Origin of the sequence: Streptococcus sp. HMSC072G04 (genome assembly GCF_001813295.1) — a bacterium.
Lineage (GTDB): Bacteria > Bacillota > Bacilli > Lactobacillales > Streptococcaceae > Streptococcus.
On the sequence record NZ_KV812016.1, the window covers coordinates 368,464 to 390,221 of the forward strand.

At 40.3% G+C, this 21,758-nt stretch carries 24 protein-coding genes and 1 tRNA gene; 20 read left to right on the forward strand and 5 right to left on the reverse strand.

Annotation, left to right across the window (positions count from 1 at the left end; all coding sequences use genetic code 11):
* Positions 1 to 238: 238 nt before the first annotated feature.
* A complete protein-coding gene (locus HMPREF2904_RS04465; protein WP_070660398.1) occupies positions 239 to 1,024 on the reverse strand; it encodes a CPBP family intramembrane glutamic endopeptidase in 786 nt (261 codons plus the stop codon).
* A 4-nt stretch (positions 1,025 to 1,028) separates the two neighbouring features.
* On the reverse strand, positions 1,029 to 1,916 hold the full coding sequence (locus HMPREF2904_RS04470; protein ID WP_070586119.1) for a helix-turn-helix domain-containing protein: 888 nt from the start codon (positions 1,914 to 1,916) through the stop codon (positions 1,029 to 1,031).
* Positions 1,917 to 2,259: 343 nt separating this feature from the next.
* On the opposite strand from HMPREF2904_RS04470, the gene HMPREF2904_RS04475 reads away from it, so the two are divergent.
* From HMPREF2904_RS04475 to HMPREF2904_RS04540, 14 genes are all read left to right on the forward strand, one after another.
* On the forward strand, positions 2,260 to 3,279 hold the full coding sequence (locus tag HMPREF2904_RS04475; RefSeq protein WP_061455500.1) for a DNA/RNA non-specific endonuclease: 1,020 nt from the start codon (positions 2,260 to 2,262) through the stop codon (positions 3,277 to 3,279).
* A 204-nt stretch (positions 3,280 to 3,483) separates the two neighbouring features.
* Entirely contained in the window at positions 3,484 to 5,232 is a 1,749-nt protein-coding gene (locus HMPREF2904_RS04480) for a glycoside hydrolase family 13 protein (protein ID WP_070660401.1), read from the forward strand.
* A 260-nt stretch (positions 5,233 to 5,492) separates the two neighbouring features.
* Complete coding sequence (locus HMPREF2904_RS04485) at positions 5,493 to 6,011, forward strand: RDD family protein (RefSeq protein WP_371106508.1); 519 nt, start codon at positions 5,493 to 5,495, stop codon at positions 6,009 to 6,011.
* A gap of 59 nt (positions 6,012 to 6,070) precedes the next feature.
* Complete coding sequence (locus HMPREF2904_RS04490; RefSeq protein ID WP_061455503.1) at positions 6,071 to 6,514, forward strand: 8-oxo-dGTP diphosphatase; 444 nt, start codon at positions 6,071 to 6,073, stop codon at positions 6,512 to 6,514.
* A 217-nt stretch (positions 6,515 to 6,731) separates the two neighbouring features.
* Positions 6,732 to 7,592 (forward strand): MerR family transcriptional regulator, encoded by an 861-nt coding sequence (locus HMPREF2904_RS04495; RefSeq protein WP_070586122.1) that lies wholly within the window; start codon positions 6,732 to 6,734, stop codon positions 7,590 to 7,592.
* 150 nt (positions 7,593 to 7,742) lie between these two features.
* Positions 7,743 to 8,054 carry a hypothetical protein gene (locus HMPREF2904_RS04500; protein WP_070660404.1) on the forward strand — a complete coding sequence of 104 codons (312 nt, stop codon included), beginning with the start codon at positions 7,743 to 7,745 and terminating at the stop codon, positions 8,052 to 8,054.
* Positions 8,055 to 8,215: 161 nt separating this feature from the next.
* Positions 8,216 to 8,995 (forward strand): Ltp family lipoprotein, encoded by a 780-nt coding sequence (locus HMPREF2904_RS04505; RefSeq protein WP_256263231.1) that lies wholly within the window; start codon positions 8,216 to 8,218, stop codon positions 8,993 to 8,995.
* 201 nt (positions 8,996 to 9,196) lie between these two features.
* Positions 9,197 to 10,084, forward strand: coding sequence for a DUF4300 family protein (locus tag HMPREF2904_RS04510; protein WP_070660407.1), 888 nt, complete (start codon positions 9,197 to 9,199; stop codon positions 10,082 to 10,084).
* Positions 10,085 to 10,087: 3 nt separating this feature from the next.
* Positions 10,088 to 10,504: a hypothetical protein gene (locus tag HMPREF2904_RS04515; protein ID WP_070660410.1), complete on the forward strand. Its 417-nt coding sequence runs from the start codon at positions 10,088 to 10,090 to the stop codon at positions 10,502 to 10,504.
* Between the two features lie 22 nt (positions 10,505 to 10,526).
* Positions 10,527 to 11,282 carry a CPBP family intramembrane glutamic endopeptidase gene (locus HMPREF2904_RS04520; protein ID WP_070660413.1) on the forward strand — a complete coding sequence of 252 codons (756 nt, stop codon included), beginning with the start codon at positions 10,527 to 10,529 and terminating at the stop codon, positions 11,280 to 11,282.
* Entirely contained in the window at positions 11,279 to 12,028 is a 750-nt protein-coding gene (locus HMPREF2904_RS04525; protein ID WP_070660416.1) for a CPBP family intramembrane glutamic endopeptidase, read from the forward strand. Before HMPREF2904_RS04520 ends, HMPREF2904_RS04525 begins: the two co-directional genes overlap by 4 nt.
* Positions 12,029 to 12,192: 164 nt before the next feature.
* Positions 12,193 to 12,864, forward strand: a complete 672-nt coding sequence (locus HMPREF2904_RS04530) for an ankyrin repeat domain-containing protein (RefSeq protein ID WP_070660419.1) — start codon at positions 12,193 to 12,195, stop codon at positions 12,862 to 12,864.
* A gap of 186 nt (positions 12,865 to 13,050) precedes the next feature.
* Positions 13,051 to 14,559 (forward strand): glycerol kinase GlpK, encoded by a 1,509-nt coding sequence (glpK, locus tag HMPREF2904_RS04535; protein ID WP_070660422.1) that lies wholly within the window; start codon positions 13,051 to 13,053, stop codon positions 14,557 to 14,559.
* Positions 14,560 to 15,042: 483 nt separating this feature from the next.
* Positions 15,043 to 15,807 (forward strand): (S)-acetoin forming diacetyl reductase, encoded by a 765-nt coding sequence (locus HMPREF2904_RS04540; RefSeq protein WP_049472783.1) that lies wholly within the window; start codon positions 15,043 to 15,045, stop codon positions 15,805 to 15,807.
* Between the two features lie 114 nt (positions 15,808 to 15,921).
* Here HMPREF2904_RS04540 and HMPREF2904_RS04545 read toward each other — a convergent pair whose 3' ends face one another.
* From HMPREF2904_RS04545 to HMPREF2904_RS04555, 3 genes are all read right to left on the reverse strand, one after another.
* A complete protein-coding gene (locus HMPREF2904_RS04545) occupies positions 15,922 to 16,164 on the reverse strand; it encodes a type B 50S ribosomal protein L31 (protein WP_003016441.1) in 243 nt (80 codons plus the stop codon).
* Positions 16,165 to 16,325: 161 nt separating this feature from the next.
* On the reverse strand, positions 16,326 to 16,910 hold the full coding sequence (locus HMPREF2904_RS04550) for a DUF5336 domain-containing protein (protein WP_070660425.1): 585 nt from the start codon (positions 16,908 to 16,910) through the stop codon (positions 16,326 to 16,328).
* Positions 16,911 to 17,004: 94 nt separating this feature from the next.
* Complete coding sequence (locus HMPREF2904_RS04555; protein WP_049491165.1) at positions 17,005 to 17,949, reverse strand: DHH family phosphoesterase; 945 nt, start codon at positions 17,947 to 17,949, stop codon at positions 17,005 to 17,007.
* Between the two features lie 76 nt (positions 17,950 to 18,025).
* On the opposite strand from HMPREF2904_RS04555, the gene HMPREF2904_RS11725 reads away from it, so the two are divergent.
* The 6 genes from HMPREF2904_RS11725 to HMPREF2904_RS04585 all read left to right on the forward strand — a co-directional run bounded on the left by HMPREF2904_RS11725 (position 18,026) and on the right by HMPREF2904_RS04585 (position 21,455).
* Entirely contained in the window at positions 18,026 to 18,763 is a 738-nt protein-coding gene (locus HMPREF2904_RS11725) for a hypothetical protein (protein ID WP_256263232.1), read from the forward strand.
* A 116-nt stretch (positions 18,764 to 18,879) separates the two neighbouring features.
* Positions 18,880 to 19,323 carry a flavodoxin gene (locus HMPREF2904_RS04565; protein ID WP_003007049.1) on the forward strand — a complete coding sequence of 148 codons (444 nt, stop codon included), beginning with the start codon at positions 18,880 to 18,882 and terminating at the stop codon, positions 19,321 to 19,323.
* A gap of 63 nt (positions 19,324 to 19,386) precedes the next feature.
* On the forward strand, positions 19,387 to 19,659 hold the full coding sequence (locus HMPREF2904_RS04570; protein WP_003012298.1) for a chorismate mutase: 273 nt from the start codon (positions 19,387 to 19,389) through the stop codon (positions 19,657 to 19,659).
* A gap of 46 nt (positions 19,660 to 19,705) precedes the next feature.
* Positions 19,706 to 20,869 (forward strand): chloride channel protein, encoded by a 1,164-nt coding sequence (locus HMPREF2904_RS04575; RefSeq protein WP_204372655.1) that lies wholly within the window; start codon positions 19,706 to 19,708, stop codon positions 20,867 to 20,869.
* A 123-nt stretch (positions 20,870 to 20,992) separates the two neighbouring features.
* Positions 20,993 to 21,340, forward strand: coding sequence for a 50S ribosomal protein L19 (rplS, locus tag HMPREF2904_RS04580; protein ID WP_003003254.1), 348 nt, complete (start codon positions 20,993 to 20,995; stop codon positions 21,338 to 21,340).
* Positions 21,341 to 21,383: 43 nt separating this feature from the next.
* Positions 21,384 to 21,455, forward strand: a tRNA-Arg gene (locus HMPREF2904_RS04585).
* Positions 21,456 to 21,758 lie beyond the last annotated feature (303 nt).

The following is a 21,758-nucleotide window of genomic DNA, read 5'->3' on the forward strand; positions in this document are numbered from 1 at the left end:
TGTTTATAAAACAATGTTCATGAAAAATAGAGATAAAGGGTAGCCACTGATACATGGACAAGAGTTTTTTCCGAAATCTAAATATGAAGAGAACACCAACAGATGATTTTTGTTGGTGTTCTTTTTATATGATTTTACAATCTATCACTCTGATTCATGTTTGAAACAAGTTAAACAAACAGTTGTAGGAGGACCTTCGAAGTCGAAATTTTGTACGGTTAATGGAGGGATTTTCCCACTATAATCTCTCCACAGTTTTATTTCGTATATGAATTGCAATCGGTGTGATGAGTAGATATAGCAAGGTCAAAATGATAAAAAAACCGATATCAGCATCCAAAAATACATAAACGATATTAAAGCCAAAATGCATGAAAATAGAATAAATCAGATTATTATATTTTTCCAAAATAATATTCATACAAATAGTAATAGATGTAATCACAACTATATTAGCAATAATATAAGGAACGGCCCGCCAGTCCGTAAATTTTGAATCTACAACCCACAGAAGTGTATGCCAGAAACACCAGACTAGGCCTTGGTAAATAGAGGATTTTAAAAAATGATATTTTTTATTAAATTCTTCTCTCATATAACCACGCCACCCTAATTCTTCTCCAGTCGGACCTGATGTAAATGATAAGAAAATACTTAGTGGCAATGATACGGTTCCTAGATTGATGTAGGAGAACATTGTTTTTTGGGTCATAAGTGAGTAGAGGAAGAGTGATAAAATACTGAGCCCAAATGTAAGACCAAATGAAGATAGAAGTGGGAGTAACGACACTTTAGCAGAGAAACACCGCTTAAGGAAAGTTATTCTTTTCTCATCAGTCCTGAAATACTTCCATCCAAATAAAAGAAGGTATGATGGAGACCATGCGACGATATTTCGTACAATCCACATGATAACAGGTGGAACCTTAAATATTAAACTTGCAGGAGCTGCTACAAAAATAATGAGTGCCCAAACAAGTATATAAGAACTGATGATGTATCTTTTTAAATAATTTACATTCATTTAGTTACCCTCTTTCTTCAGCTGTATAGATAACTAGTTCACTCTTAATACCATTCAATTCAATTATATTATCTGCATCGGGTGAATCGAATGGTTCAGTTTTTTGCCCATTTTTTTCATAATAAATGCTTGTTCCAATCCCTTTAGCAACAGCAGTAAATAGGCTATTTTCAGGAATACGAATTCTGGATGTTGCTGAAATCTGGTTAATGTCAATTTCACCGTTTAATGAATGACATAATACTTCCATATCAAGATTACAATTTATTTTTACTTTACCTGAAATATCTTCTAGAGTAATACGAGATGTCTTAACGTCTAGTTCGATATTGTCACATCCTAGGGAGTGAATTTCTACAGACTCTGCACGAACCGCGCATTCAATGTGACTAATATAGCGAGTTGGGATTTGCACAAAGATACTGACCGTTTCTTTAGCCGTTGCCTCTGTTACGCCATTGTAACGTTTTACATCTAGGTCAATTCTTTTTCTACTATCATCAATTTTTACTTTAAAATCATTTTGAAGTGTAGAAAGAAGATTGGATACCAGACGAACTCTAATCTTTTCTCCCTTGTATCCGGACAATACAAACTTTTCTGCGCCTCCAAATTTCATATCATAGCTCTTGATCTTATCGATATCATACTCTGTGATACTCTCAAAAAGATATTCGCTTGTCTTAAGACTAGTTCTTTCATTACAGATTAGCTCATCGATAGAGATGTTAAATAGGTTTGAGATGGATATCATATTTTCGATATCTGGAATACCAGCACCAGTTTCCCACTTTGTTACAGCTTGTCTTGATACACCGATTTTTTCAGCTAAAAGTTCTTGTGACATCCCTACTTGTTTACGTATGGATTTTAATTTTTCAGCAAATGTCATGTTGTATGACCTCCTCTATATTCTATGATGTAATTTGTCATAAAGTAGCAATATGACTGATTTTAGTATAGAATAAACGATGATTACAGCACAAGCAAGTAGAGGTTGCATTCTCATTATTTTTGCTACTTTGCGTGGCATTTATCGTTTTTACGTTGATTTTTAGCATTATTTTAGTTATTTTACCATACATTCAAATAATAGAATTAAAAATAATATTTTGAAATCCCCGATAGTCTGGTAGTAATAAAAATAGCATAAAATAGGTTCTAAAAAATTATTTGTTCTGTAACCGCTTTTTTCTGCTATAATATCACTAGATAGAAATGTGGGAGTTTCAATCATGGTTACAAAACGCTTTTTGAAAAATGTTATTGTTGCGATGGTCTCGGTTTTTATTTCCTTGGCTTTTGTACAAGGGGTTCAAGCCCAGCAAACGGGCCTCGATTACCAGAGTCTTCATCTACTGCCTTTTAATGGCAGTAAGCAGCTCGTACTGGGAGATTTTGATCATTTAGGTCGTGCGACCTCAGCTCATATTCAGTTGCGGGACAAGGATGAGCCAAAGAAAAAAAGAGAACCACGTCTCAACTATAATCCGGTTGGCTGGCACAATTATAAGATTGCTTATGGAAACAAAGGAAAGAAGGCCTGGCTGTTCCATAGAGGGCATCTGATTGGCTATCAATTTAGTGGACTGACCAATGAAGGGAAAAATCTGGTTCCTCTAACTGCTTGGACCAATACGGGGAATTATAAAGGGACAGCAGATAGCAATGTGGAAGGTATGCTTTACTACGAGAAAAGGCTCGATAGCTGGCTGGCCACCCACCCCAATTATTGGCTGGATTATAAGGTGACGCCTGTCTATACGGGGGATGAATTGATTCCTCGGCAGGTGACCTTGCAATATGTAGGAATTGATCGAGATGGCAACCTTCTACCAATCAATTTAAGTAGCCCCAAAGAGTCAGTAGATGCTTATGGGATCACCACCGTTACCTTGGATAATTATTCCAAGAATGCGACCATTGACTATCTGAAGGGGACCGCGACTCCATCCTTGGTGCCGACGGAACCAAGTAGTCAACCACAACCAGCCAGTCCTTCTGTAGAGACGCAACCAAGTCAAGCCCCTCAACCGAGTCAGCCAGCAGTGCCTGCACAGCCAGTTCAACCTGTCCAGCCTACACAGCCAACTCGTCAACTGGCTCCAGTGGTTTATGTGGCTAGAAATGGAAGTGCCGATGTTTATTGGTATTCTTTGGACAGTATGCCTCGCAATACCAATTTTTCTAAGGTAGTTCAGATGTCAGAAGAGCAAGCGCTAAGTCTTGGGAAGCGACATACAAGTAAGGAATAAGGATCAGTCATTTAGATGATTAGAAAGCCCCCAAATGGTGGGCTTTTTGTGTGCATTACAATCTTAAAAAGTTAGTAGTCTAAAATTATCTCTCACAAGATCTTGCAAAGCTTTTTCTAAAGTTGTATACTAGAATGAGTTTTGTGTAATCGTTTGCATAAATTGGTAAATGATGAAAAGAAAGGAAAGTAGGAGACGAGACAGATGGAATTAACAGCGATTTACCACCGGCCTGAATCGGAGTACGCCTATCTTTATAAGGACGGCCAGCTTCACATTCGCATCCGGACTAAGAAAGAGGATGTCAAACGGATTGTCTTGCACTATGGGGATCCTTTTATTTTTATAGAGGATCTTTATGAGGCAACTAAGGAAATGGACAAGGTGACGACCGACGATCTCTTTGATTATTGGCAAGTGTCGGTATCTGTTGGTCATGCCCGGATCCAGTACCTCTTTGAATTAGAGGATACAGCGGGAGAGAAGATCTTATATGGAGACCGGGGTGTGGCTTCCTATAACAAGGAGAACATTGACTTCGTCATGAACGGATTTAAGCTTCCTTTTATCCATGAGATTGATGGTTGTGCTGTTCCAGATTGGGTAGCGCAGACGGTTTGGTACCAAATCTTCCCAGAACGCTTTGCCAATGGGAATCCAGCCCTTTCTCCAGAAGGCGTTCGCCCTTGGGATGCTTCTATTGCTCCGCAAATATTGGATTTCTTTGGTGGAGATTTACAAGGAATCATCGATCATTTGAATTACTTGCAGGAGTTAGGGATTACAGGGCTCTATCTTTGCCCGATTTTTGAATCTCCGAGCAATCACAAGTACGATACCATTGACTATTATGAAATCGATCGTCATTTTGGAGATAAGGAGACCTTCCGCCAGCTAGTGAAAGAGGCCCATGCGCGTGGGATGAAGATCATGCTGGATGCCGTCTTCAACCATATTGGCTATGATTCACCCCAATGGCAGGATGTGCTCAAACACGGGGAGGATTCGATTTACAAGGACTGGTTCCACATCAAGGATTTCCCGGTTGAGACAGATAATCTTTGGAACAATCGTGACCTAACCTATCATGCTTTTGCCTTTGCGGGCTATATGCCTAAGCTCAATACAGCTAATCCAGAGGTGAAGGACTATCTCTTGAAGGTTGCGACATACTGGATTGAAGAGTTTGATATTGATGCTTGGCGACTGGACGTGGCCAATGAAATCGATCATCAATTTTGGCGAGATTTCCGTAAGTCGGTCTTGGCCAAGAAACCAGACCTCTATATCCTCGGGGAAATCTGGCATTCGTCACAACCTTGGCTCAATGGTGATGAGTTCCATGCGGTGATGAACTATCCTCTCTCGGAGAGTATCAAGGATTATTTCCTGCGGGGGCATAAGGAGACGCAACGCTTCATTTGGGAGATCAATAGCCAGTCTATGTACTACAGGCAGCAGATCTCTGAGGTCATGTTCAATCTCTTGGACTCGCATGATACAGAGCGGATCCTGACGACGGCCAAAGGTGATCTTCCGTCCGTCAAGTCTGCTCTCGCCTTCCTCTATCTGCAACGGGGAACGCCATGTATCTATTATGGAACGGAGCTAGCCCTCATCGGTGGACCAGACCCAGATTGCCGTCGTGTCATGCCTTGGGAGCGCGTGTCAGCGGACAATGATATGCTGAACTTTATGAAGGACTTGATCCAGCTACGAAAAGAAGTAGCCGGCATGATTCAGCATGGCAAGATTAGCTTGGAAGAAGTAAAGCCGGATGTGGTGGCAGTAGAATGGCAGCATGAAGGTCACATTCTCAAAGCCTACTTTAACCACTCAAAGACAGACTTTGTCATAGAAAGCGGACAGGCAGATCTGATCAGTCTTGGAAGCATTTCCGATGATCGATTGACCATTCAGCCAAATGGCTTTGTTATTTATAGAGAAAATTAGCAGAAAGAAGAGGCTGGGACAAAAGTCCTAGCCTCTTTATTATTTTTGGATTGTCGATCAAGACGCAGTGGTTGAGTGGGCTCTACTACGCTGATTTCATCAGTTTTTACAGCCCTACTCAACTGTTCGGAGGTGGGACGACGAAATCGAATTCTAACGAATTACCGATTTCTGTCCCACTCTCTTTCCGTTTTATAAATGGTTGGTTTATGGTTGTCAGTATAGTATAATAGTAGCAAATGATAAAGGAGGAGATGGTGATGAAGATGTTAGCAATTAATCCTATTTCGTTTAAAAAAAGAATGATTGAATTACTATTTGATTATCTTTTCATACTAGCTTATTTAGCACTTCTGTTTTTTGGTTCTATGCTTTTTTACATTATTTTTTTTAATGGTATCCCAGAGTTTACAGAAATTCAGTCGCAGTGGATTGCATTTTTCACCTCTGTTTTGCCGATTACGATCCTTTTCACATTCTTGGATTATGCAAAAAATGGAAGTTTTGGGAAGATAAAAGCGGGATTTGAACTGGTCTATCAGAAAAAAACAGTGCAAGCTAGCTTGATTAGAAACACGATTAAATTTTTACCTTGGCAAATAGGTCATATGGGCACGATTCATGGTGTCTATAGTAATTTTGATGTGTTATCCATTAGCCTCTCTATTTCGGCGACTCTCCTCGCAGTTTTGCTACTGGCAATGACAATGTTTAGAAAAGATAAGAGGCATCTAGGTGACCTGCTAGCCCATACGCAAGTTCAGCAAAAAGGTGCCTAGGATAGAGATTGTCTATTCAGTCCTCAAAGAAAAAATACACATAGTTGGGAAGTGTCTATATGAATGAAAACGTTGAATTTACGAATCTTTGTATGGTAAGAGATGGCGATAGAGTTCTTGTTATTCATCGTAAAAAAGAGGACTGGCCAGGCATTACATTTCCTGGAGGTCATGTCGAAGTGGGAGAGTCATTTACTGAATCAGTGATCCGTGAAGTGAAGGAAGAAACTGGCTTAAGGATAGTTTCTCCCCAGATTTGTGGAATGAAAGATTGGGTAAAAGAAGGCATTCGTTATGTAGTTCTCTTTTATAAGACAGAAAAGTTTGACGGAGAATTAATATCCTCTGAAGAGGGGGAAGTCTGGTGGGAGGCCCTGAAAGAATTGCCAAAACTAGACCTCTCCTTAGATATGGAGGATATGCTTCGTATTTTCCTTGAAGAAGACCTTTCTGAATTTTTCTACTACCAAGATGGAGAAGACTGGAAATACGATTTAAAGTAAATTTTAATACTAATTCTTCTAAAGATTTAATTTATTTTTTTAAGCAGTCAACCGTATGGTTGGCTGTTTTTCTTTTTTATGACTGCTTTATTCGTGGAACCTTGTTATAATAGGAGATGAAAGTGATTAGAAAAATGATCGTCTTCTGTTTATAAGGTGAAGGTTGACATGCCCCTTGGGGACAGGAGTATCATATAGATAAAGGGGGTGCAAGATCATGTTAAGAAATGATATTCAAAAAATAACAGGTTTAACTCGAAAAGCACTAGAATACTATGAAGAAAAAGGTTTTATTCATCCTCGAAGACTAGAAAATGGGTATAGGGAATATTCGGAAAAGGATGTAGAGATTCTGAATAAGATTGCCTTGTTTAAAAAATTAGGGCTAACCATAACAGAAATAAAGGACTGTCTGAAGACAGATGGGGCTACTCCATCTAGTATTCTCAGAAGAAAAGAGCAAGAACTAGAAAGTGATGAGAAACGGAAAGTAGTGTTCGATCTCTATATCAAAGGTGCAGACACGGATATGATCAATGAAAAACTTGCGATCATCGAAGCTGAGGACTCCATTTATAAGAGACTCGAAAGAGCATTTCCAGGATACTTAGGTCAATGCTTATTTGCTGCCTATCAACCTTTTTTACAAGAGCCCTTGTCAAAAGATGGAGAAGCGGCATTTAAGAAATATATTCAATATTTAGATAGCCTTCCAACCTTTGAGTTAAGCAGAGAAGAACAGGATTATGTTGATGAACTGAGTTCTAGTTTTAATATGAAGACCTTAAAAGAGGTTAATGAAGCTAAGATAGCTGCGGTAGAAAGTTATGAAAAGTGGCATAATGAAAATAAGGACACAATTTCTATTTATGATCGCTATTTGAACAGTGATGATTACAAAACAAGTCCAATGAAAATTATTCAAGATCAACTGAAAACATTTTTGATGGACCATCACTACTATGAGGTCGCTATTCCGCTGATTAGACAATTTAGTAAGAGTTACGATCGTTATTATAAAAAACTAACGGACGCAAGTAACTATTACTTAAAACAAAAAGCAGATGCTCCACAGTAAATCGGAAATCAATATACTTCATAAGATTTAACGATTAAGAGATAGAGTGAGGGAAGACATGCCCTTGCTCTATTTTTCGGTTCCTTTAATTGTACTTTTCCCTATATAGGTGTATAATGTGTCCTTAGATAAACAAATGAGGAGTTTACTATGGAATTGAAAGATTTTACAGAAAAAGAACAAGAACAAATCAAGCAAGGATTGAGTACGGCTGAGATTTCTGATAAGGAAGCGGCGAAGAAATTACTTGCTCTTGTCCCGCAAGAATGGATCAAACGTATTCCTTTCTTTGTCAGGGGGCATGCGACGACCAAGACAGTTGAGCGTGTAGCCAAGCAATACCCTGAACTCTATGCCGTGGCGAAACGTCAAGGGGACCTTCCTGAAAAAGAAGGAGAAGAGCTCCGTAAGATTATGACGGTCATCTTTGAAGAAAAGATGAACAAACACAAGATTAAATAATCTTATATAATACTTTGTTATTTTTTTATCACACAATTGAATGAGTGATTGCAGTTGAAATGCAGTCACTTTTTTATTTACTAGCATAGAGACTTTTACACTAATAAATAAAAATCAACAATATTTCATGATATAATGCTAATGAAAGCAGTTCCAGAGGGATGAAAGATTCCATTGAAGAAAAACAAGTAAAGGTAGTCATGATGAAAAAATTTGTTATATTTATTTTTTCGATTTTTGTATTGTTGATAGGAATGTTCGCTATTATGTATAATGGATATATTAAAGCTTATGAAGAAGCTCATAATCATTCGAGTTATTCATGGTTAAAAGAAACTTATCCTGTAGAAAAATACTCTACCTCAAGTGATGGAAATAAGGATGTTTTCGAATCATCAAAACAAGAATACTCTTCTTCAAGTGATAGAAAAAATAAGGAAGATTTAAAATCATTAATGAATATGTTTATGAAAGGACTATTTCCTCCAACTTTACTAGATCCAGATTATACATATGCATATGAAAAAGCTAAATCTTGGTCAAAAAAGCATTTATCGCAGCAGCAAATTAAAATTTATCTTACCAAGTATGACAGGTATTCAGAGGATGCTACTCAGTACGCTTTAAATAAGCTTAATGTAGACTGGAAAGAGCAAGCACTTTTAAAAGCAAAATATTATCAAGAGTTTCATTATTCAAAAGAAAAATTGGTTGAGCAACTTATAAATATTGAAAAATTTACTCAAGAAGAGGCTGATTATGCCATAGAACAAGGTCATTTCGATTGGAAAGAGGAAGCTGTGAAAAAAGCGGAATTTTATGCGAACAGTGGCAAGATTACGAAAGAAAGGTTATTACAAAAACTTGTTGAATATAGAAGATTTACTCAAGAAGAAGCGGAGTACGCAATAGAACATGCAAAAATAGATTGGTTGAATTAAACAATAATTTTAATTTTGATTTTTGTAACATATTAAAGAGCTGGACAGTCTGCCAGCTCTTTTTTGTTACTTATAAACTTTTCTCATTTCGTAAAAAATAGTTGGAGCAAAGCTAGTTTTAAACTATAATAGAGGAAAAGGATTATCGATATGAAAAATTTATAGAACAAACATTTTAATCAATAGAGAAGGAACCAGTTTATGAAACCATCTAAAAAATTCATGCTCCTTACTAGCTGTGCCTTGGCGATCTTTGCTTTAGCGGCTTGTAGTAGCAACCAAAAGCAATACAAGGAAAAGCAGGCAAGTTCCACTGTACAGAAATCTAGTTCAGATAAGGAGCGCTACAAGGGAAGCTACAGCAACCTCAACAGCAAGGCGAGTGTCGAAGAAGTGCGGGCTCTCTTGTCTGCTTATTTGGATCGGGAAAGTGTAGACAAGTTTCTGGGTCTAGTAACGGACTACGATAGCATTGTCGGCTCGGTCGGCTTAACGGGTGACTTCAGCACCTTCAAGAAAACAGACTACAATGTTGAGAAGATCAGTGACTTGTGGACCAAGAAAAAGGGCGATTTCGTCGGGACCAACTGCCGGATCAATAGTTATACTCTTCTGAAGAATCGCATCGAGATTCCTAAGATGAAAGCGGATAGTGAACTTTTATTTGTGGACAATGATGCGATTGACAAAGGGAAGATCTTCGGTGAGGCAGACAAGGAAGCCTTTAACATTCTGTATTCACGGGTTCCGACAGAGGCGACAACGGATGTCAAGGTCCATGCCAAGAAGATGGAAGAGTATTTTTCTCACTTCAAGTTCAATGAAAATGCGCGCATGCTTTCTGTTATCGTTCATGATAACCTGGATGGAAATACCCTTTTTGTCGGCCATGTCGGCGTTTTAGTTCCTGCAAAGGACGGCTATCTCTTTGTCGAAAAGCTGACCTTTGAAGAACCCTATCAAGCCATCAAGTTTACGACCAAGGAAGATGTCTACAAATACTTGGAGACCAAGTACCAAGACTACACAGGCGAAGGTCTGGCTAAGCCCTTTATCATGGATAATGAAAAATGGGTTGAGATGAAGTAGAGGATGAAAGACAGCGTGTTAGAATTTAGAAAGATAATGGAGTATGCTCCGATTCTATATGTGCTCATTTTCTTGCTCGTTTTCACTGTTCTCCTTTTCCTGAGAAGAAGGGCAATTGTGAGACGTAGTGGAGGTCCCTTCTTTGCTCCTTTCCATATTAGCTATGGAATCTTCTATATCCATGTCGCTCTGTGTTTCAGTCGTCGCAGGATCCCGCTGAAAGAGATCAAGCAAATCACCTATGCAATTTTTCGTGGACGATCTGGTGGCGGGGCTCGCTATGCTTTCTATATCGAGCTTAGAAACGGAAAGACTATTCCCTTCTTTTTTGGAAAAAGTAAGCGGAATGAAGCTCTGGTTGAGAAGCTCAAACGAAATGCAGGCAAGTATGGGTTTAAGGTAGATAGCGCTGGAAATTAATTGAAAGAAAAAGGAATCGCGAATGAGTAGAAAGCAAGCCCTATCCATGTATTTGATAGGGACCTTTGGTCAAGTATTAGGAGTCAGCCTTCTGGTGTGGTTTTTAAGAGCAGGAGGAGTCAAGGTTGATTTTACATCACCAATGGGGATGATCGCTGTTGTTTTAGGTGGCTTGTCATCAGCTTTGTGGGGCAGTCTTGCAAGCATTAGTTACCATCAATCTAGTTTCAAACAAGTTCTAAAAGATTTTTTTCAAGTCAAAGACAGTTTGGCAAATTATTGTTTAGTGCTCTTTTTCTTGTTGCTTGACTTTTTCCCATTTATCTTAGGTGGTAAGATCACCACTCAATCGTTGGTCTTGCCAGTAGTACTCTTTTTTAAGGCTCTTCTTTTCGGTGGGATTGAAGAAATTGGCTGGCGTTATTTCTTTCAACCAACTTTGCAGGAAAAAATACCTTATTTTTCAGCTACTTTGATCACCTTTTTAGCTTGGTCTAGTTGGCATCTACTATACTTTTATATCGACGGTTCTTTAGCTGTCATTCATTTGTTTCCGTTTCTAGTAGGTCTGCTAACTAACTGCTTTATCTTATCGGCCTTGTATCATAAAACGCAAAATTTATGGCTCTGTGTCATGACCCATGCCTGTATCAATTCCTTGTCTCAGATTCTAGTGAATGAAGAGGTATGGCTATCTCTAGTCAGTAAAATTCTTATTATTAGTTTAGCAATTATGATTGCAAAAAAGAAGTATGTAACTGTAAAGGAGGAAAAATGAGCAAATTTATTTCAAAACAATCAGTCGCTATTTGGTATGCACTGACTGCCCTCCTTGCTACATTTCTAGTAGGGCAAGTGATCCTTTGGTTTTTCCCAGATGGGAGGAGTATGGGGACCTCACTACTGTTTATCCTAATGAACTTGATTCCCCTGATTGTGGCGGCTGTCTTTTCTCTGGTGTTGAGGGAAGTCAACTCCTTGGGTGAATTTTTCAAAAAGGTCTTTCTTCAAAAAGAAAGTTCCCTATCTTGGATCCTAGCTTTCTTCATCCCCGTCATCTATTATGGGATTTCCATCCTGCTTATGAACGTTCGCTTTACTGGGAACTCCCTCTTGGCCTTCTTCATTTATTTCCCCTGGACCTTTTTATATGGAGGTCTGGAAGAAGTAGGCTGGCGTTGGTTTTTACAAGATCATCTTTCCTTTCGTAATCACTTTATACCTAAAATGATGGTTCTTTCCATTGTCTGGTTCCTCTGGCATATTCCTATCTATCAACTCCCATGGATTACAGCAGGTTCGTCCAACTATCTCATCTTTTACCTGATGATTTTAGGGAATACCTTCCTATTTGGAGCGCTCAAGGAGTACTCGAAAGGAGCTGTCCCTTGTATCCTCGCTCATATGCTGATCGATAGTCTAGCTGTCCTCATGCTGGTACAGAGCTCACTCACTCAGATTATCCTTTTGGTTAGTTTCGAAATCCTAGTAACCTCTTGGCTAGTGGCTATACGAAAATCATAAAAATAGAGTTGTACCTCTTTCGGTGGGAGTCTGTCATCTTTACCCTTTAGGAATTCAATGTAAAGTCCATAAAATGCTATAATCAGTTTAACGAAGAACCTAGAGATAGGATCAAAGTATCAACACAGTGTCATTCTTATCTATAATGAGAGAGGGGGAAAAACATGCAAAAAACCTTTCAGTTGTTGCGAAGAGGAGATCTAGAGGCCGTCCGTCAGATATTGGATAAAAAGCCTGAAGAAGTCAATGCTGTTTCGGGTGACAAACCTAAAAGAGATCAGGGACAGTCGCTCCTTCAAGTCGCTATCAAATCGGGACATTTAGATATTGCAGACTTACTCATTGATAGAGGGGCAGATCTTAACTTTATTGAAGAGCCGACAGAGCTGAATCCATTTTGTCAACCAGTCCTCCAAACAGCGGGTGGACGAGCTGTATTTGACTGCAGGCGCATGATCAAACGTTGGAATGGCCAATATGAGATGTATTCGTCTAAGGAAAAAGCTGACCAGTCTTTCAAGGTTTTTGAGAAAATGTTGGAACTTGGGGCTGATATCTCTCAGAATGACAGCCATGGTGGGACTTTGTTGCAAACTATTTTAATTGAAACCAAGGAAGTTCTGCCATCTTATTATTGGAAAACAAAAGAAACCAGCGATAATGTCCTCATAACGGATGAATTACGGCATGATTTAAATCGTATTTATGATCTATTGATTCGTTATGGTGTGACTGCGGACGAAATAGCGGTCTATCAGAACATTCCTCTAAAAGAACTTTACCAAGACAGTCCGACCATGGAGTTTTTAAATCGGTTAGATCAAAGCAAATCTTGATAAGCATTTGAACTACTAGTTAAAAGAGTCTCAGGGCTCTTTTAACTTTGTCTGATAGAGCTAGAAGCAGTAGAAAATGTTAGACCGGATTTTCTTAAAAAAATGGATACAAATCCATGATGAAATAGAGTATACTAGTTTATGAAAGAACAAGATTTTTAAGTATCGAATTCAGGAGGGCAGTTTATGTCTCAAGAAACTTTCATTATGGCGATTGACCAGGGAACCACTAGTTCGCGGGCTATCATTTTTAATAAAAAAGGCGAGCAAGTTAGCTCTAGTCAAAAGGAATTCACTCAGATTTTTCCGCAGGCTGGTTGGGTGGAGCACAATGCCAATGAGATTTGGAACTCGGTTCAGTCGGTGATTGCTGAGGTCTTTATCGAAAGTGGCATCAAGCCCAATCAAATCGAGGCGATCGGCATTACCAATCAACGGGAAACGACAGTTGTTTGGGATAAGAACACGGGGCTTCCTATTTACAATGCCATTGTCTGGCAATCTCGTCAAACTGCCCCAATGGCTGAGGAACTTAAAAACCAAGGCTATGTAGAAACCTTCCATCAAAAGACAGGTCTAGTTATCGATGCCTACTTTTCAGCGACTAAAGTTCGTTGGATTTTGGACCATGTTGATGGGGCGCAAGAGCGTGCGGAGAAGGGCGAATTACTTTTTGGAACCATTGATACTTGGTTGGTCTGGAAGCTGACGGATGGAGCTGCCCACGTGACAGACTATTCCAATGCAGCCCGTACTATGCTCTACAATATCAAGGAACTGAAATGGGACGAAGAAATTTTGGAAATCCTCAACATTCCTAAGGTAATGCTTCCTGAAGTGCGTTCAAACTCTGAAATTTATGGCAAGACAGCTCCTTTCCATTTCTACGGTGGACAAGTACCGATTGCAGGGATGGCAGGAGACCAGCAAGCTGCTCTCTTTGGTCAATTGGCCTTTGAACCTGGTATGGTCAAAAATACTTATGGAACTGGGTCCTTCATCATTATGAATACGGGTGAGGAGATGCAGTTATCAGAGAATAACTTGCTGACGACGATTGGATATGGGATTAATGGCAAGGTCTACTATGCCCTTGAAGGATCTATCTTTATCGCTGGAAGTGCCATTCAATGGCTCCGCGATGGCTTGCGTATGATTGACAGTTCTCCTGAATCTGAGGTCTATGCTTTGAAGTCCCAGAACCAGGATGAAATCTATGTGGTCCCTGCCTTTACGGGTCTTGGAGCACCATACTGGAATCAAGAGGCGCGTGGTTCTGTCTTTGGACTTACCCGGGGAACGACCAAGGAAGACTTTATCAAGGCAACCCTTCAATCCATTGCCTATCAAGTACGCGATATCATCGACACCATGCAGGTAGATGCCAAAACTCCTATCCCTGTTCTAAAAGTAGACGGAGGAGCAGCGAAAAATGATTATTTAATGCAGTTTCAGGCAGATATTCTTGGAATTTCGATTGCTCGCGCGAAAAACTTGGAAACAACGGCTTTAGGAGCAGCCTTCCTAGCAGGTCTGACCGTAGGCTATTGGAAGGACTTGGAAGAATTAAAATCTCTTCATGGAGCAGCCCAAATCTTTGAACCCAAGATGAATGAATCCCGAAAGGAAGAGCTGTACAAGGGGTGGAAGAAAGCAGTCAAAGCCACTCAAGTATTTGCGGAGTCCGATGACTAAAGGGACCCATCAAACGAATAGTTTATGAGAGAGAGTGGGACAGAAATCGGTAATTCGTTAGAATTCGATTTCGTCGTCCCACCTCCGCACAGTTGAGTAGGGCTGTAAAAGCTGATGAAATCAGCGTAGTAGAGCCCACTCAACCACTGCGTCTTGCTCGACAATCCAAAAATAATTGAGAGGCTAGGACTTTTGTCCCACACTCTTTTTATGTAGCTTTTACAGAATAGAACAGTTAACCGTTTTGGCTAAAAACTTTATTCTATTTCACGTTCCAGTTCATTTATCACTTAATAAAAATATCATATAAATAAACTATTTTTTTGAAAAAATAGGCTAGAGATTGAAATATTTTTCACAAAAGAGTATACTGTTAGCATAGTTTTGTCGGGAATTTATGATAGACCCCATCAAAACTAGTTGTCAACCCTTGCTGTTCTATATGAACGTTTGCTGGTATCGTTGATACCAAGGAGGAATCATATGTCTAAAGTAGCTATTGTCACAGGTGCTGGTCAAGGAATCGGTTTTGCAATCGCAAAACGCTTGGTGCAAGATGGCTTTAAGGTTGGAGTATTGGACTACAATGCTGAAACAGCTGAAAAAGCAGTTGCTGAGTTGTCCGCAGAAAATGCTTTTGCAGTCGTAGCTGATGTGTCTAAAAAAGAAGAAGTAGCTGCAGCTTTCCAAAAGGTTGTTGACCATTTTGGAGATTTGAATGTTGTCGTGAACAATGCAGGTGTTGCGCCAACTACACCACTTGATACGATTACAGAAGAACAATTTACACGTACATTTGCTATTAACGTTGGTGGCGTGATTTGGGGTGCTCAAGCTGCACAAGCTCAATTCAAAGCGCTTGGCCATGGCGGAAAAATCATCAATGCAACTTCACAAGCAGGTGTTGTAGGTAACCCTAACTTGACTGTTTATGGTGGTACTAAATTTGCAGTTCGTGGTATCACACAGACTTTGGCGCGTGACTTGGCGGATTCAGGAATTACTGTCAATGCTTATGCACCAGGTATCGTGAAGACTCCAATGATGTTTGACATTGCTCATGAAGTTGGGAAGAACGCAGGCAAAGACGACGAATGGGGTATGCAAACATTCGCTAAAGATATCACTTTGAAACGTCTTTCAGAACCAGAAGATGTAGCAGCAGCGGTCAGCTTCCTTGCTGGACCAGATTCAAACTACATCACAGGACAAACCATTATCGTGGATGGTGGAATGCAGTTCCATTAAGATGAAAAAAGAGGTCAGGATCAACATCCTAACCTCTTATTTTGTGCGTTCACAATAAAAGAAACAGATATCAAAAAAACCACTCCCGAAAGGGAAGTGGTTCTGTGTTGGTTCTTATTTGAGACCGTATTTTTTGTTGAAACGATCCACACGTCCATCTGCTTGAGTGAACTTTTGACGTCCAGTGTAGAATGGGTGTGAGTCTGATGAAATTTCAACACGGATCAATGGGTAAGTTTCACCTTCAAATTCAACTGTTTCGCTAGAGTACTTAGTTGAACCGCTGAGGAACTTGTAACCAGTAGTAGTGTCCATGAAGACAACAGGGCGATATTCTGGATGGATATCTTTTTTCATTTTGCAATATTTCCTTTCTGCCATGGTCTCTTTCCGAGCCATAGATTGTTACTAAGCTAGTTTACCAAATTTCCAGGATCTTGACAAGTATTTTCACTAATTTTATTTAAATTAATGATCAAAAAAATCACCCTGGCTAAGCCAAGGTGAATCAAATCTTATTATTGTTCAGATTGATTTGGATCTTTTGGTGCTTCAACTGGTTGATCAGCTTGTCCCTCAGTGTGTTCGTGTGTTTCTTTTTTGATTTCATTTACAGCAGTTTTTACAGTAGAAGTTGTCACGCGTCCAACAGATTGGGCAAATCCTTTACCAGATTCAGCAAGTTCTTCGAATGTTCCTTTAGTGATTTTACCACCTGACATCGCCAAGAGACCAGTTACAACAATAGCGATTGATGCGATTAAAGCAAGGATCAAACCAAAGCCAATTGAAACGCCATAACCATTGAAGTCAACAGCATATTTGTTTACACCAAATAGATCGATCAATGTTACGATAGTTGAGAGAGCTCCTGCTACGATAACACCAATTGCAAAACTTTTTGGTAGTGAAGATTTCACATCGTTCAAGCAAGCAAGGACAATCGCAACGACTGCGAAGATAATAACGAACCATCCATCTCCGCGAAGGCCATTCCAGCTGTATGAACCAAAGGCACCAGAATTAAGGCTTGCCCATGGCAAGAAAGAGCTAAGAATCGCTACCGCAGCAGAGATAATGATAAACAAACGATTTTTTTCCATAATAAGTCTCCTTAAAATTTATTAGCTTTATTTTACCATAAGAAAGATCAAATGAAAACCCCGTGACCAAGATAAAAAGGCTGAGGATCCGTTCTCAGCCTTCGTTTTTGCGAGCCACTTCTTGTAGCTCTTTGTAGATTTCGTCGTTTTCCTCAAGAGAGTAGGAGTTGGCTCCACTCGCAAGTGGATGGCCACCACCATTATGACGTTTGGCAATTTCGTTGATCACTTTTCGTTTGCTACGCATCCGGACACGGAAGTGACCGTCGGCCTGCTCGACAAAGATAGCCCAAACAGACACGGTATCAATGCGCCCAGGTGCCCCAACAATTGCAGCAGTCTCTGAATCACGTAGATCGAATTTCTTTAAGAGTTCTTGTGTCAAGGTCACACGCGCAGCGCCATGTTCATCGATCTCAAGATGGTCATAGACATAGCCTTGAAGCTTAGCTGTCTTAAGGTTGATCGTATCCATCTGCCGAGCAAGTGCTGTAAAATCAAAGGGAATGCTTCGAAGAGTTGCAGCGATCTCAAAGGTCCGAGTCGAAGTAGCAGGATAAAGGAAGCGACCTGTATCGCCGACAATCCCAGCATAGAGAAGACGCGCAGCACTAACTGGAAGTTCAAGATCCAATTCCTTAGCAAAAAGTGCAATTAACTCACTGGTAGAGCTAGACTCAGTATCGACCCAGAGCAGATCGCCATAAGCATCGTCATTTGGGTGGTGGTCGATCTTGATCAGGAAATCACCATTCGTATAGCGCTTGTCATCGATGCGGGGAGTATTGGCCGTGTCACAGACAATCACCAAAGCTCCATCATAATCCTCATCGCTGACAGTATCCATCTCAGCAAGCCAAGTCAAGGTCGGCTCGTCATAGCCAGTTGCCAAGACCCGCTTTTGAGGGAAGTGCGCACGCAGGAGATCCCGCAAGCCCACCTGGCTACCAATCGCATCCGGATCCGGATTCTGATGACGGTGGATAATAATCGTGTCATAAGCTTGAATTTTTTCAAGAATTTCATTCATTACGTTCATACATTACCTCATTTTCTCTGTCAATTTTAACATAAGAAAGGCCCATCCAGCAAGCATTTATCACTAATTAGGAGCTATGGAAGCGGTTTTACATTGGTTAGATATTTTGTTAGAATGGATGAATATGATGAAAGAAATGAAACAATCAACTAAAAGAAAACGATGGTTAGAATTTCCAAAAACAATTGTGGTAGTGTTGATCGTAATGCTTATTGCAGTATTCCTAAGTAGTTGTAGTAACAATCAACCGGCATTGAATGTTTTAAAGAAAAAGCAATTTGTTATGATCAAAATGGGAGATTCTACCGAAGACCATTTTGAGGTTGGGTTGGACCTTGAGAAAAAGGAATATTACTATAATGATGAGACCGCAGTGAAAGATGATACAGTTTATGGTGGTTATAAAACGGACTGGGATCGTAATCAGTATTACAAATCTGCAGTAAATAACGAATTATCATCGGTTCTATTATGTAAGAAAATTACTACTGATGAAATTAAGAAATCCAGCTATCAAATTACTAGTTCACCGAAAAGATTTGTGGATGATAAATTAATGAAAGAGGAATATCCTCCGGAATTTGAAACGATTTATTTGAAGAAAAATCGTCAATTTTCTAAGGTTCGAATTTCCTACAACAAAGAGTTTCTGCCTACTAAAATTGAGTGGTATTATAAAGATAAGGAAGGGCTAAAATGGTATACTTGGCGCACCTATTCGTATCCCTTCAAAAATAAGTCTGATTTTGATAAAAAGCTGGATGAAGAAATTAAAACTATTAAAGCAATTCAAGAAGAAAACGAGGGCGATTAGGTTGAATCGGTCCAAATTCTTGAAACGTGTCCCTTCTTTCAGCTTATCGGGAAAGGTTTCGTGCAAAATGCTTGAAAAAGTGGTATAATACGGGAAATAGCTTTTGGGAGGAAATTATGACTGTAGCGAAGATTGTTTTTGCTAGTATGACTGGAAATACTGAAGAAATTGCGGATATTGTAGCGGACAAATTCCGTGATCTTGGTGTCGAAGTAGATGTGGATGAGTGTACAACTGTGGATGCGGAGGACTTCCTTGATGCGGATATCGCAGTGGTAGCGACCTATACATACGGCGATGGAGAGCTTCCAGATGAGATCCAAGATTTCTACGAAGATTTGGCTGGCCTTGATCTCAAAGGCAAACTTTACGGTGTGGTAGGATCAGGTGATACCTTCTACGATGAATTCTGTAAAGCAGTTGATGATTTCGACCGTTGCTTCGCTGCGACTGGTGCTGAAAAAGGTTCTGAGTGTGTCAAAGTTGATTTGTCTGCAGAAGACGAAGACATTGAAAAATTAGAAGCCTTTGCAGAAGAACTTGTAGCAAAAGCAAATTAATGACAAAGAGACTGGATCGATGGATTACAGCCTCGATTTATATCCAAAATAAAGAGGAGACACATGGATTTAGATCAGATTCGTAAGGACATTGACCAAATCGATCAAGAGCTTGTAGCCTTGCTGGAAAGACGGATGGTCTGTGTCGGTCAGATTGTAGAATATAAGGAGCAGCAGGGTTTACCTGTGCTCGATCAAGGAAGGGAAAGAGAGGTGCTTGAGAAAGTCGGCTCTCTCGTGACGGAGGAGCAGTATCGTGCGACCATTCAAGCTCAGTTTCAAGATATGATGAAGCGCTCGAGAGACTTCCAAGAGGAGGTGAGGGCGCGTGACTAGTCTATCTATCAAGAAAAAAGCACAACAGTATGTGGTCCTAACAGGGATGGCGCTTTTCATTGGTCTCTTGGTTGGTGCCATTGATATGATTTTTGGTCAAGGTCTTCTTCTGATCGGGGATTTCCGAAGCCAGCACTGGCCTTTGATTGTTTTTCTAGCCTTAGCGGGGCTTGTCATCGTTTATCTTTATAAACGTTTTGGTGGCAAGGCTTCAAAAGGGATGGGCCTCATCTTTGATGTTGGACACGCACGTGAGGAGAAAATCCCCTTGGTCTTGGTGCCTTTGATTATGCTGACGACCTGGATGAGCCATCTCTTTGGTGGTTCGGTCGGTCGGGAAGGCGTAGCGGTCCAGATCGGAGCGACCCTTTCGCATCGTTTTGCCCGTCATATCAAGATTCCAGATGCTTCGCGTATTTTTCTTATGACCGGGATGGCAGCTGGTTTTGCGGGGCTCTTTCAGACGCCACTGGCAGCAACCTTCTTTGCCCTTGAAGTCTTGACAGTTGGGGAGTTGCAGTTGATGGCTCTCTATCCTGCCCTTATCGCTTCGATCATGGCTAGCTTTACCTCTCATGCCCTTGGCTTAGAGAAATTTGCTGTGCCACTTAGAGAAACGCTGAGCTGGACACCAGAGACCTTGATCAAAGTTGCCCTTCTTGGCCTGGCTTTTGGCCTCGCTGGGAAACTCTTTGCTGTTAGCCTTTCCTGGTTGAAGAAAACAGTTGCTCAAGCCTTACCTAATCCCTATATCCGGATTGCCCTTATAGGGGCTGGACTTAGTTTGGTCCTCTTGACCCTCCAGCTGACCAAGGTCGGCACTTATAGTGGACTTGGAACCAATCTGATTGATGTGGCTTTTCATCAGGGTAGAGCGCAGAGTTATGACTGGATCTTGAAGCTCCTCTTTACCGTGGTGACCATCTCTGCTGGATACCAAGGGGGAGAAGTGACACCGCTCTTTGCGATCGGAGCTACGCTTGGAGTCTTCCTTGCTCCTATGCTAGGGTTACCCGTCTTAGTCGTGGCCGCTATCGGTTATGCCAGTGTCTTTGGCAGTGCGACGACGACCTTGCTCGCACCGATCTTGATCGGAGGAGAAGTCTTTGGCTATGCCAATCTTCCTTTCTTTGTTATTGCTTGCGCCATCGCCTATTGCCTACCAAAAGAGTGGAGCATTTATTCCGGTCAAAAAGTTGCGAAAAAGTAGAGAAAAGAGCTTTACAAACCTGAGATTATCTGATATGATAGTTTCTGTGCGTAATGGAAGCACAAAAATACAGTTTATCCGCTGAGGGAGGTCCCTCAAGATTGACGAAGATAGGAGAATAAAATGAATCCATTAATCCAAAGCTTGACTGAAGGTCAACTTCGTACTGATATCCCTGCATTCCGTCCTGGTGACACTGTTCGTGTACACGCGAAAGTTGTCGAAGGATCTCGTGAACGTATCCAGATCTTTGAAGGCGTTGTTATCGCTCGTAAAGGTCAAGGACACACTGAAATGTACACTGTTCGTAAAATCTCTAACGGTGTCGGTGTTGAACGTACATTCCCAGTACACACTCCACGTGTAGAAAAGATTGAAGTTGTACGTTACGGTAAAGTACGTCGTGCGAAATTGTACTACCTTCGTGCATTGCAAGGTAAAGCAGCTCGTATTAAAGAAATCCGTCGTTAAGACGAACAAGGAGGCGGGAGTGATCTCGCTTCTTTTTTTATCGGTCCCCTTAGTTCAATGGATATAACAACTCCCTCCTAAGGAGTAGTTGCTGGTTCGATTCCGGCAGGGGACATAAATTTATGACGAAGAGGGATTTTCTAATTGAATAGAAATTCCTCTTTCGAGACTTTCCTTAGGTGTAATTCTATTTAGTTTATATATTTTTAGTATTCTAAAAGAGATAAAGGAATTAAAGCAAATAAAAGGTAAGTAAATAGATAGACGTAATCTAATTTGTATTGTCTTTATCTGGACTATACATCCGTATCTTGAACAGGTTACTAAAAAGGTGCTAAATTATGAAAAAAGTCCCATTGTTAGTATTTAAAAAAAGACAAGGTGTTTTTGAACTGCACCCCAAAAGTTAGACAGAAAA

Excerpts from the sequence above, each read along its gene's own strand:
- HMPREF2904_RS04465 (WP_070660398.1), bottom strand. The coding sequence starts at position 1,024 with ATGAATGTAAATTATTTAAAAAGATACATCATCAGTTCTTATATACTT.
- HMPREF2904_RS04565 (WP_003007049.1), top strand. The coding sequence starts at position 18,880 with ATGACTGTAGCGAAGATTGTTTTTGCTAGTATGACTGGAAATACTGAA.
- HMPREF2904_RS04480 (WP_070660401.1), top strand. The coding sequence starts at position 3,484 with ATGGAATTAACAGCGATTTACCACCGGCCTGAATCGGAGTACGCCTAT.
- rplS (WP_003003254.1), top strand. The coding sequence starts at position 20,993 with ATGAATCCATTAATCCAAAGCTTGACTGAAGGTCAACTTCGTACTGAT.
- HMPREF2904_RS04500 (WP_070660404.1), top strand. The coding sequence starts at position 7,743 with ATGGAATTGAAAGATTTTACAGAAAAAGAACAAGAACAAATCAAGCAA.
- HMPREF2904_RS04515 (WP_070660410.1), top strand. The coding sequence starts at position 10,088 with ATGAAAGACAGCGTGTTAGAATTTAGAAAGATAATGGAGTATGCTCCG.
- HMPREF2904_RS04575 (WP_204372655.1), top strand. The coding sequence starts at position 19,706 with ATGGCGCTTTTCATTGGTCTCTTGGTTGGTGCCATTGATATGATTTTT.
- HMPREF2904_RS04505 (WP_256263231.1), top strand. The coding sequence starts at position 8,216 with ATGAAAGATTCCATTGAAGAAAAACAAGTAAAGGTAGTCATGATGAAA.
- HMPREF2904_RS04530 (WP_070660419.1), top strand. The coding sequence starts at position 12,193 with ATGCAAAAAACCTTTCAGTTGTTGCGAAGAGGAGATCTAGAGGCCGTC.
- HMPREF2904_RS04545 (WP_003016441.1), bottom strand. The coding sequence starts at position 16,164 with ATGAAAAAAGATATCCATCCAGAATATCGCCCTGTTGTCTTCATGGAC.
- HMPREF2904_RS04520 (WP_070660413.1), top strand. The coding sequence starts at position 10,527 with ATGAGTAGAAAGCAAGCCCTATCCATGTATTTGATAGGGACCTTTGGT.
- glpK (WP_070660422.1), top strand. The coding sequence starts at position 13,051 with ATGTCTCAAGAAACTTTCATTATGGCGATTGACCAGGGAACCACTAGT.
- HMPREF2904_RS04570 (WP_003012298.1), top strand. The coding sequence starts at position 19,387 with ATGGATTTAGATCAGATTCGTAAGGACATTGACCAAATCGATCAAGAG.
- HMPREF2904_RS04550 (WP_070660425.1), bottom strand. The coding sequence starts at position 16,910 with ATGGAAAAAAATCGTTTGTTTATCATTATCTCTGCTGCGGTAGCGATT.
- HMPREF2904_RS04540 (WP_049472783.1), top strand. The coding sequence starts at position 15,043 with ATGTCTAAAGTAGCTATTGTCACAGGTGCTGGTCAAGGAATCGGTTTT.
- HMPREF2904_RS11725 (WP_256263232.1), top strand. The coding sequence starts at position 18,026 with ATGGAAGCGGTTTTACATTGGTTAGATATTTTGTTAGAATGGATGAAT.
- HMPREF2904_RS04555 (WP_049491165.1), bottom strand. The coding sequence starts at position 17,949 with ATGAACGTAATGAATGAAATTCTTGAAAAAATTCAAGCTTATGACACG.
- HMPREF2904_RS04495 (WP_070586122.1), top strand. The coding sequence starts at position 6,732 with ATGTTAAGAAATGATATTCAAAAAATAACAGGTTTAACTCGAAAAGCA.
- HMPREF2904_RS04470 (WP_070586119.1), bottom strand. The coding sequence starts at position 1,916 with ATGACATTTGCTGAAAAATTAAAATCCATACGTAAACAAGTAGGGATG.
- HMPREF2904_RS04490 (WP_061455503.1), top strand. The coding sequence starts at position 6,071 with ATGAATGAAAACGTTGAATTTACGAATCTTTGTATGGTAAGAGATGGC.
- HMPREF2904_RS04485 (WP_371106508.1), top strand. The coding sequence starts at position 5,493 with ATGAAGATGTTAGCAATTAATCCTATTTCGTTTAAAAAAAGAATGATT.
- HMPREF2904_RS04510 (WP_070660407.1), top strand. The coding sequence starts at position 9,197 with ATGAAACCATCTAAAAAATTCATGCTCCTTACTAGCTGTGCCTTGGCG.
- HMPREF2904_RS04475 (WP_061455500.1), top strand. The coding sequence starts at position 2,260 with ATGGTTACAAAACGCTTTTTGAAAAATGTTATTGTTGCGATGGTCTCG.
- HMPREF2904_RS04525 (WP_070660416.1), top strand. The coding sequence starts at position 11,279 with ATGAGCAAATTTATTTCAAAACAATCAGTCGCTATTTGGTATGCACTG.